Origin of the sequence: Mesorhizobium sp. M7A.F.Ca.US.014.04.1.1 (genome assembly GCF_003998745.1) — a bacterium.
Taxonomy (GTDB): domain Bacteria; phylum Pseudomonadota; class Alphaproteobacteria; order Rhizobiales; family Rhizobiaceae; genus Mesorhizobium; species Mesorhizobium ciceri.
This window is the reverse complement of the sequence record NZ_RZRW01000292.1, coordinates 1-7273: the sequence shown is the minus strand read 5'-3', so window position 1 is coordinate 7273 and position 7273 is coordinate 1. Positions and strand designations below refer to the sequence as shown.

At 58.4% G+C, this 7273-nt stretch carries 7 protein-coding genes; 5 read left to right on the top strand and 2 right to left on the bottom strand.

The genetic code is table 11. The annotated features are described in order from the left end of the window. Positions 1–667: LysR family transcriptional regulator (locus tag EOA22_RS19410; RefSeq protein WP_164755641.1), on the bottom strand; the 667-nt coding region annotated here is incomplete at its 3' end. A 128-nt stretch (positions 668–795) separates the two neighbouring features. Between EOA22_RS19410 and EOA22_RS19405 the strand changes: the two genes are divergently transcribed. From EOA22_RS19405 to EOA22_RS19385, 5 genes are all read left to right on the top strand, one after another. Beyond that, on the top strand, positions 796–2433 hold the full coding sequence (locus tag EOA22_RS19405; RefSeq protein ID WP_013532749.1) for an ABC transporter substrate-binding protein: 1638 nt from the start codon (positions 796–798) through the stop codon (positions 2431–2433). A gap of 761 nt (positions 2434–3194) precedes the next feature. Beyond that, positions 3195–4397: an alpha-2,8-polysialyltransferase family protein gene (locus tag EOA22_RS19400; RefSeq protein WP_244514274.1), complete on the top strand. Its 1203-nt coding sequence runs from the start codon at positions 3195–3197 to the stop codon at positions 4395–4397. A gap of 75 nt (positions 4398–4472) precedes the next feature. Next, positions 4473–5354, top strand: coding sequence for a hypothetical protein (locus tag EOA22_RS19395; RefSeq protein ID WP_013532751.1), 882 nt, complete (start codon positions 4473–4475; stop codon positions 5352–5354). A gap of 92 nt (positions 5355–5446) precedes the next feature. Then, the gene (locus EOA22_RS19390) at positions 5447–5815 is read left to right on the top strand and encodes a hypothetical protein (protein WP_013532752.1); all 369 of its coding nucleotides are present in this window, start codon (positions 5447–5449) and stop codon (positions 5813–5815) included. Positions 5816–5995: 180 nt separating this feature from the next. Continuing rightward, a complete protein-coding gene (locus EOA22_RS19385; RefSeq protein WP_082826424.1) occupies positions 5996–6211 on the top strand; it encodes a hypothetical protein in 216 nt (71 codons plus the stop codon). Positions 6212–6474: 263 nt separating this feature from the next. Here EOA22_RS19385 and EOA22_RS19380 read toward each other — a convergent pair. Next, on the bottom strand, positions 6475–7273 hold a 799-nt coding region (locus EOA22_RS19380; RefSeq protein ID WP_164755640.1), incomplete at its 5' end, for an AAA family ATPase.

Here is a 7273-nt window from a genome sequence, read left to right as displayed (position 1 = left end):
TGTTGGTCGAGATGCGCCCGCCGACAGCCGCATCGAAAGGGCCGTCTGGTCCGATGAAAGGCCATGTGCCAAGCCGCTTGGCGAAATTGCTCAGCACGCAGGAATGGCTTGCCAGCTCATCCGGGTGGACCGGGCGGCCGTTTGTGTCCCAATAATCGGGCGTGGCGCAGACATAGTTGCGAACTTCCCCAAGCCGGCGGGCAATCAAGGCGGAATCGGCCTGACCGCCGAAGCGGATGGCGACATCGTAGCCTTCCTCGACAATGCCGACGACATAACGCGCGGTGAGGTCGAACTCGATCGTGGTGAGCGGGTTCTCTTCGAGGAATTTCGGCACCAGCTTGGTTATGCGCGTGTGGCCCAGAACATTGGAGCAGGAAACCCGGATCAGGCCGCGCGTCTCCTTGTGAAGGCCGCGCGTCGAATCCTGCAGTTCGGAAATGTCGTCGAGCAGGATGCGGGCACGCGGAGCATAGTCGCGGCCCGCCTCTGTGAGGCTGAGGCGCCTTGTGGTGCGATTGATGAGCCGGACGCCGAGGTCGTCTTCCAGTTCCTTGATGGTGCGGCTGACGGCCGTCGTCGACATGTTGAGATCGCGCGCCGCCGCCGACAGGCTGCCCAGCAGGCAGACCCGATCGAACACCCGCATCGCCGTCAGAAGATTCATCTTGCCTTCCCCTCGCCGTCGCGGCCCCGCCGCCATCCGCTGCGTCTTGTAGAAAACAGCGCCCAGCAACGACGCGGCAAGGGCATTCCACCGAATTTGGGCGTAAAATCAACAATGGGAGAACCGATATGACATCCAGACCTCTTCATCCGGCGATCGGCACATTTGCGAAAGGCGCGAAGAGCGGCGCGCTTGGCCGCCGCGAGTTCCTGGCGTTGGCCAGCGCCTTCGGCGCCAGCACGGCGATTGCCTATGGGCTCATCGGTCAACCGGTTCCGGCGCGGGCCGAGGAAGCCGCCCAACCCAGAAAGGGCGGCGTGCTGCGTGTTGCCATGCAGGTGATGGAGCTGGAAGACCCGCGCAAGTTCAAGGTTTCGCAGATGGGCAACATCGCCATGCAGTTTCTCGAACCGCTGGTGCGCTGGAAGCCGGATTTCACCTTCGAGCCGGTGCTGCTGCAGAGCTGGGAGATCAATGCGGACGCCACGGAATATGTGCTCAAGGTGCGCCCAGGGGTGAAGTGGTCGAACGGCGACGATTTCACCGCCACGGATGTCGCCTTCAACATCACGCGCTGGTGTGAGAAGGATGCCGCCGGCAACTCGATGGCGGGGCGCATGACCGCCCTGATCGATCCCGACACCAAGGTGGCGCGCACTGGTGCCATCGAGGTTCGCGACGACCACACCCTGGTCCTGAAACTGTCGCAGCCCGACATCACCATTATCCCTGCGATGACCGACTACCCGGCATTGATCGTCCACCGCACGTTCAATCCGAAGGCAGCGCCACTGTCGGCCAACCCCGTTTCCACGGGTCCATTCGAGCTTAAAAAACTCGATGTCGGCGTTGCTGCCTCGGTGCGCAAGCGGCCGGACGGGTCGTGGTGGGGCGGCGAGGTGTTCCTCGACGGCATCGACTGGACCGACTACGGCACCGACTCGGCCGCCACCGTCTCCGCTTTCGAATCCGGTGAGATCGACCTGAACGGCCAGACGCAGTCCTATGACGTCGCCATGCTCGACAGGCTGGGCCTGAAGAAAAGCGAGATCGTCACTGCCGCCACCCTGGTCTCGCGCTGCAACGTCAACGCCAAACCCTATGACGACAAGCGCGTGCGCAACGCCATACAGCTTGCGGTCGACAACGAAGCGGTGCTGCAACTGGGCGCCGACGGCATGGGCATCGTCGCGCAGAACGATCATGTCGGACCGATGCATCCCGAACACGCCGACCTGCCGCCGATCAAACGTGATCCGGCCCGGGCCAGGGCATTGCTCGAGGAAGCCGGCCAGCTCGATTTCGAGTTCGATCTGATCTCGGTCGAAGCCGACTACCGCAAGGAAAGCTCCGATGCCGTCGCCCAGCAGATGCGCGACGCCGGCTTCAAGGTGAAACGCACCGTCATCCCGGAATCGGCGTTCTGGAACCACTGGACGAAGTATCCCTTCGCGACGACCAATTGGAACGCCCGACCGCTCGGCATCCAGACCTATGCGCTTGCCTATCAGACCGGTTCGGCATGGAACGAGACGGGGTTCGCCGATCCAGACTTCGATGCCAAGGTCCACAAGGCCAATTCCATCGCCGATCCGGAGCAGCGCCGTGTGGTAATGAAGGAACTCCAGGTCATGCTGCAGGATTCCGGCATCATCGTTCAGCCTTACTGGCGAAAGCTGTTCTGCCATATGAAACCTTCCTTGATGGGCTACCAGATGCACCAGGCCTATGAGCAGGATTTCACACGGGCCTGGCTCGCCGCCTGATCGCGGACGACCCCTCCGACAGGGCGGCGCATTTTCCGGCGCCGCCCTCAGAGCAGTTCACCGTTTCACGGAAACGGCGAGCTGCTCTAACTCTTTGTTTTGAGGCAATTTTGGCCGGAAAACCGCTTCACACTTTTCCTAGAATTGCTCTGGCCTGCTCACCGGGGACGTTGCGCCGAAGCGTCGGCCTCAAGGGCGTTCGAGGGGCAGTGCGGGCTTTGTATCGGGCATGATGCGCAGATGCGCCCACACATGCCCTGCCTTGTCAGGTCGGCCGGGATTGCAGGCCGCCACACCGGACCGGCTGGCACATCAAGTGTGTGAAACATTCTGGTTTCTGCCTCTGTCATCATCTAGCTCCGGTTCATGGCTGGAGCTTACTTTTGACTGGGGGAAGCGAAACCCGCTTTCCCGGGCAACGACCTTCCCGAGAACCGGGAGAATTCGTGCTCTTGGTGCCGAGAGGGACCCGAAGCAGCAAGACGACCGCATGAGCGGTCTGCCGCACCGGGTGCTATTGCCGGATCTCGACAGGTCTCTGCCGCTCAGTTGAAGTGAATTCGCCTGCCTATTGTGCGGAACTCTAGCCTGTCTTGGACGTTAGACCCGCCGTCTGAAAGATATTTCCTACCGACGCGATAGGCAGTATTACGAAGCGGGTGGGACGCCCCGAGCCACACGGCCTGTCGGATATGAAGCAATTTTGCGGTTGAGATCGCGGAACATGCAGCGTTATTTCCATCCGATCTGGAGATCTTAAATTGCCAGCTCGAATATGCTGCGTCTTTGGCAGCTGGCAATTGCTCAGCCTGGTTGCCTCACTTCGCCAATCAACAATGGATGGAAGCTCCCCGGCGGATCAGGAGCATGAGGACTATCTCCTGCTTTATGAAACGGCCGGCGTTTCCGAGCATTTCAAGACCGGTCTTGCTGAACTTGCGTCTAAAGTATGGACCTGGAGACGGATCATATGGGCGTACGACCTTCTGACGTCCGAGCGTAAATATGGGCAACTGCAAATTTTCCGGATCCATCGTCTGATCCGAGACACAATTGGTCTCGACGCGAGTTCCGTAGCTGAAATCTGGGCCTGCTTCGTTAACCGGCCGTCGGAAAAAATACTGCTGGATTCATACCCTGAAGCCAAGATCGTTTTGTATGAGGATGGCTTGACGTCATACCTTCCATTCGAGATGGCAACCATGTCACGGCCGCCGGGCACAAGGTTTCGACGACGCATCACCGCGGTCTTGATTGCAGGACTCTCTACAATTTCACCGGCGTTCCGATTGAGGAAAGCGGCCGACAGGATAGAAAGACACCATCTGAGACGGGTGACGAAGTTTTATTCTTTGCTTCACGAAATCCCCATTCACGATGCACTGGAGAACGTACCAAGATTTCAGGTCGGCGCTTCGCTGATGCGCGACGTAATAGGTGAAGCCTGCAGGGATGCGCTTTCCGGCGGCGATGAACATTGCCGTGCGTCAGCCAACCCACGGATCCTGCTGCTCGGCCAGGCATTGTCGCGAAACCGCATAATGTCGTACGCGCAAGAGGCGGCGATCTATAGACGAATTGCGGAGCAGATCGTCGAGAGGGGATACGACGTCGTCTGGAAGGAACATCCCAGAATAAGCAAGCCCTTCTTCCCCGAATTGCTGGATGCAGTTGGCAATGTGACGGCCGACGCCAACACCAGGATCATGGAAGCTAACCTGCCACACATATATCCGATAGAGCTTGTCGTATCCCGAATGAACATCGTTGGCTGCGTCTCCGGCACGTCAGCTGCCCTTCTTTACCTGAAGTGGCTTTACGGCATCAAAACATACACATTTGCGGAAACCCTGGTCCCCCTCATGACTGGCGCGGATATTCTAATGAGCGAAATGGTAAAAGCCCATGCGGAGCCCTTTTCAACGCTCCAATCTTTGAACGAGACGCAGAAAGGGATCCGTTGAAAGGCGGTAACCCGAACAGGTTGAACACGATCCTCGCTGTCCAAATTCGGACAAACTCGATCTGGGACACCATCGATGTCAAAGCCGCTTTCAGTCCTTCAACGAGCCACCAAGGCCGACGTTCGATCGGAGCCGTTTCCACACATCATCCTGCCTGACGCCCTTCCCCTCGATCTCTACCAGGAATTGGCCGGCACGTTTCCCGCTCCGGAAACGCTCGAAATCGATACACGCCGCAACAACACCAGGTGGGATTATGAGGCCCACCGCGTTCGGTCGAACGAAGCCGTGCCGCAAATATGGCGCGATTTTATCGCCTACCATGTATCGCAAGCATTTTTCGGCGAGGTCGCCGACCTGTTCTATGACGATATTCACAAGCTTTACCCTGATTATTACCCCAATTATGAACGCCTCAAGAATATGAAAGCGGGCATCAGGTTTAGTGACACCTATGCAACACGCGACATACTGATGGATGCGATGCTCAGCGGGAACACGCCGGTGACCAATGCCGGCTCGGTGCGGACAAGCCACATCGACAATGGCGACAAGCTATTTTCTGGCCTGTTTTATATGAGGCCGGAAGATTATGATGCCGTTGGCGGGGACCTGACAATTAGTCGTTTCCAGTCCAAATACGCCACGCTGAAAGCCAAAGCGACACTCTTCAATGATGCCTATGTCGACGACACCCATTTGGAATGCGTCGAAACAGTTCAATACGACAAGAACATTCTTGTATTGTTCATCAACTCGATTGAATCGGTCCACGGCGTCACAGTCCGCCAACCCACCAACAAATCCCGGCTTTTCGTCAATCTGGTTGGAGAAGTCGAAAAGCCATTCTACATCAAAGGAAAAAAGATACGGCCGCGCTACGTCCCGGCGCATCAAAATCAGGATGAGGCGGAACAGACCTGGCTGAAAAAGCTCAAGCAAAAATTGCGGCTTTAGAAGAACAACGCCGTCGATCCGAGTTTCAGCCTGAACTGCCAATACCGAGCCGGATTCGACTTTCCCGGCGGCTAGGCAAAGATTGGAACAGAATGAGATTTTATCCAGCCGTCGAACGGATCGCCTTTTTCGCCACGCTTGCCGCTGTTCTTGCCCTTGCACTGCTGCCTATACCCCGACTTGAAGAGTACGGGATCGATATCGGTTTCCGTTCCGACAAGCTGAACCACGCCAGCGCCTTTGCCGTCATGACTTTCCTTGGAGGGCTCGGCTGGCCCGATCGAAAAGCAAGACTAATCGTCTTCCTGGCCATGATTGGAGCGGCGATCGAGGTCCTGCAGGGCACGGCGCTGATACGGCGCGATCTGGATGTGTTCGACTGGTTTGCCGATTGCGCCGGCATCGCATGTGGCCTCGTGGCCGTGATCTGTGTGAACTGGATCTTGCGGCGCAGAGGTTGAGCCCGCTCTCAAGCCTTATCTGCACGGCGCCGATAGCCACAGGAGTTCGCCCTCGGCTCCATTGACTCAGCGAAATCGGATTGCAACGATCCGATCCGAGAGTGAGCGATTTTTCTAACTTGGCCGGACAGATATTTTGGGCGCGGCACCCAGGAAGTGCGCCATCAGTATTGAGGGACGATGACGATCAAGATCAGGCTTCCGGGCGGTGTATTGAAGGTCAAGCAACGTTATGAGTTGCGGCGGCGAGAGTACAAGGGCGAAGTCCCGGTCTGGCAGTTTGGCAAATATTTCGTCATCTGGTGGCCCAGTACAATTCCTGATCGCCCCTCCAGGAGCTCGAATACTGATGAGGAACTTGAAATGAATCTTCCATCGTCTGGAGAAAGCACGTAAGCTCTATGCATCATGGCTTTGCGAATCAGATTGCCGGGGGGCACACTGAAGGTGAAGACCTACCGGGAACTGCGTGATCGCGAGCGGGATCACAGGGTGCCTGTGCTGAAACTGGGCTCGCTCTATTTCGTCTGGTCCCCGGCCAAACATCATTCGCACAGGCACAGTCCGCGGCCCTGACATTTTTTGCCGAGCGAGAACCGCTTGCACCCTTTTCCTGAAATTGCTCCGGTGCGGCCCATTCCAGCCAGCGCTGACCTGGGTCAGCTTGCCTCGCGCATGGCCTCGGCCGCCTGCAGGTCGACCGACACCAATTGGCTGACGCCCTGTTCGGCCATGGTGACGCCGAACAGCCGGTTCATGCGCGCCATGGTGATGGGATTGTGGGTGATGATGACGAAGCGCGTCTCGGTGGTGGCGGCCATTTCGTCCATCAGGTTGCAGAAGCGCTCGACATTGTGGTCGTCGAGCGGGGCGTCGACTTCGTCGAGCACGCAGATCGGCGCCGGATTGGTCAGGAACACCGCGAAGATCAGCGACATCGCCGTCAACGCCTGCTCGCCGCCCGACAGCAGCGTCATGGTCTGCGGCTTCTTGCCGGGCGGGCGGGCCAGGATTTCGAGGCCGGCCTCGAGCGGATCGTCGGATTCGATCAGCTGCAATTCCGCCGTGCCGCCGCCGAACAGATGCGAGAACAGCCGCTGGAAATGGCCGTTGACGACATCGAAGGCGGCAAGCAGCCGCTCGCGGCCTTCGCGGTTGAGGCTCTGGATCGCCTGCCTGAGCTTGCGGATCGCCTCGATGATGTCCTCGCGCTCCGACACGATCGCCTCCAGCCGGTCGGAAAGCTCCTTCTGCTCTTCCTCTGCGCGCAGATTGACGGCGCCCAGCCGTTCGCGCTCGATCTTCAGCCGGTCCAGCTGACGCTCGATCTCGGGCATCTCAGGCATCGGGCTGTCAGCCTCCAGACCGGTATGGCGAATAACCACATGCGGCGGTGTGTTCAGCGTTTCCTGGATGCGCGCCTCGACCTCCAGCCGGCGTTCGTCGGCCGCGGTCAGC